Origin of the sequence: Mycobacterium sp. (assembly GCF_049673265.1) — a bacterium.
Classification (GTDB): Bacteria; Actinomycetota; Actinomycetes; order Mycobacteriales; family Mycobacteriaceae; genus Mycobacterium.
The window spans coordinates 1-2,732 of the sequence record NZ_JBATXN010000567.1; the positions used below are offsets into that span (position 1 = coordinate 1).

General features: G+C 63.5%; 3 protein-coding genes. 1 reads left to right on the forward strand and 2 read right to left on the reverse strand.

From position 1 onward, the window contains the following. Both WBF82_RS19325 and WBF82_RS19330 read right to left on the reverse strand, forming a co-directional pair. The coding region (locus WBF82_RS19325) for an LLM class F420-dependent oxidoreductase (RefSeq protein ID WP_424384555.1) at positions 1 to 705 on the reverse strand (705 nt) is incomplete at its 3' end. 58 nt (positions 706 to 763) lie between these two features. Further along, complete coding sequence (locus tag WBF82_RS19330) at positions 764 to 1,441, reverse strand: SDR family oxidoreductase (RefSeq protein WP_424384556.1); 678 nt, start codon at positions 1,439 to 1,441, stop codon at positions 764 to 766. 243 nt (positions 1,442 to 1,684) lie between these two features. Between WBF82_RS19330 and modA the strand changes: the two genes are divergently transcribed. Further along, positions 1,685 to 2,476: a molybdate ABC transporter substrate-binding protein gene (gene modA, locus WBF82_RS19335; RefSeq protein ID WP_424384557.1), complete on the forward strand. Its 792-nt coding sequence runs from the start codon at positions 1,685 to 1,687 to the stop codon at positions 2,474 to 2,476. The last annotated feature ends 256 nt before the right edge of the window (positions 2,477 to 2,732 follow it).

Here is a 2,732-nt window from a genome sequence, read left to right on the forward strand (position 1 = left end):
AAGCAGGACGCTGGTCTCCAACGTCGCGCGGTCCCGGCCGACCTCGTCGCATCGTTTGGCTAATGCGTCGAGCTTGCCCGGCAGCTCGTCGAATCCGGCCATGACGTTGAGGTGGTCGGCATAGCGCGCGGCGATGGAAAAGGTCTTCTTCTCGCCGCCGCCACCGATGAGCATCGGAATGCGGTCGCGGTAACGCGGTTCGGCAAACGCCGATTCGGTGGTGTACCAGTCTCCGGAGAACGTCGATCGTTCGCCCTTGATCATCGGGTCGAGAATTTGCAGCGCCTCCTCGAGCCGATTGAAGCGCTCGGTGAAGGTGCCGAATTTGAAACCGAGTTGGCGATGCTCGAGCTCGAACCACCCGGCTCCGATGCCGAGGATCGCACGGCCTGCGCTGACCACGTCCAGTGTGGTGATGGCCTTGGCCAGCAGGGTCGGGTTGCGGTAGGTGTTGCCGGTTACCAACGCCCCCAACTGAACTCGTTCGGTCGCCGTCGCCAACGCGCCGAGGGCGGTGTAGGCCTCGAGCATCGGCTGATCGGGCGAGCCCAGCATCGGCAGTTGGTAGAAGTGGTCCATCACGAAAACCGAATCGAATCCCGCCGATTCGGCCTCGCGCGCTTGCGCGATAACAGTGGGGAAGAGTTGCTCGACGCCGGTGCCGTAGGAAAAGTTGGGAATTTGCAAGCCAAGTCGGATAGTCACGCGGTCTACCCTAATGACACTCCGCCAGCGACGGAGGTCCCAAAGTGAATGGTTCGCGCTAGGCGAATTGCGTCAGCGCGCCGTGGCTGACATGCAGAAGCTGTCCGGTGATGTGTCGGGCAGCGGGACTCGTCAGGAAGAGCGCCAACCGCGCGACCTCGTCGGCAACGGCCGGTGGAGTGCTGGACAGTCCTTCGTACCCGGCCTGCGCGCCGCGCCCGGCGGCGACGCCGTTGACCGTGATCCCGCGGGTGCCGAACGCCGTCGCCTGGCCTGAGACCCAATTCGACAGCGCCGCCTTGATCGCGGCCTCAGCGCTTCCCGCGCGGGGATTCTCCGCTACGACGCTGATGATCGACCCGCCGGAGCGCAGGTGGTCAGCCACAGTGTCGACTGTCAGCACCGCCGACAGCACGGTGGCATCCAGGGAATTACGCCATGCGGCGGCCAGATCCGACAGCGAGTACGCGCGCGGGTCACCCGGGTTCCAGCGCGGCGCCGGGATGTTGACGATGACGTCCAGGTGATGCGGGAACAACCCACGCGCCTCCGCGAGGCTGACCGGGTCGGTGGTGTCGCAGACAATCGCGTCCACTTCGAGTTCCTTGGCGACCACCTCGAGGTCGTCTCGACGTGCCCCGGCCAGCGTGATCGTATGACCAGCGTCGCGGAACCCTTCAGCAACGACCCGACCTAGTTCGGTATCGCCTCCGGTGACCAGCACATCCACCGCTATGACCTCCTTGTATTCAACACTGAATCCAGGTGAGGGCCGACTGTCGGCACTTGCGGCTTCCGCCTGGAGCAACGGTCATTCGATGCTTCGATGGTGGCACACCGCAACGCCCGTTCCTGGGATTTCAGAGCGTGTATGGCGTCAATCTTCGTTCATGTTACTGGACAGTAGCTAGAGATGAAACTTTGAATCCGGCACGACGTGGTCACCGTTTGGACAACGCTTGGCACCATGACGTTCCGGCTGACGACGGTACGGACGCTGGTTGGCGCCTCGATGTGTCTGGTGCTGGCGACGAATCTGTCGTGCGGTGCGAAGGCGCCGCCGGCATCGCAGTCTGCGTCGCAGGGCCTACCGTCGGCTCAATCGATCATGGTGTTCGCCGCGGCTTCGCTAAAGCCCACGTTCACCGTGCTCGCCGGCAAGTTCCAGACCGACAATCCCGGCAGCACTGTGAATTTCGACTTCGCGGTCTCGTCGGAGCTGGCCACTCGGTTGACCTCGGGTGCCCCCGCCGACATCTTCGCCTCGAGCGACAGCGCGCAAATGGACACCGTGGCCAAGGCAGGCTTGACGGAGACCGATCCCGTCAATTTCGCGTCCAACACATTGGTGATCGTCACGGCGCCAGGCGATCCCAAGCAGATCCATTCCTTCGCCGACCTCGCCAATCCCAGCCTCAAGGTCGTGGTGTGCCGAGAGCCGGTGCCCTGCGCAGCATTGACCCAGCGCATCGAGGACAAGACCGGCGTTCACTTCGATCCGATCAGTGAAGAACCGACCGTTTCCGACGTCTTGGCCAGAGTCACCAGCGGCACCGCGGACGCCGGGCTGGTCTACGTCACCGACGCACACAAGGCGGGCGACAAGGTGAACACGGTCAATTTTGCCGAGGCTGCTGACACGGCCAACATGTATCCGATCGCCGTCCTCAAACATGCATCCCAGCCCGCGCTGGCGCAGAAGTTCATCGACCTGGTGACCGGACCAACGGGCCAAAAGGTGCTGAACCAAGCCGGCTTCGCCGGCCCGTGATGACGCGCCCGGCACCGATCGGGATCTGCGGTTACGCGCGTTCTCCGACGAGGCCCGCTGATCTGCGTTGATGCGTCCGATTGCGGGCCAACAGTCGGCGGCAAATCAATAACATCCTCACCATTACGACCTTGCCCCGCAGGGGTAACACGGTAGGTTTTTGCTCATGGACGACGCAACCTCGACACGGCCCAAACGCCGCTGGACGACGCTGACGATCGCCGCGATAAGCGGCGCCGGAGCCATCGCGCTCGCG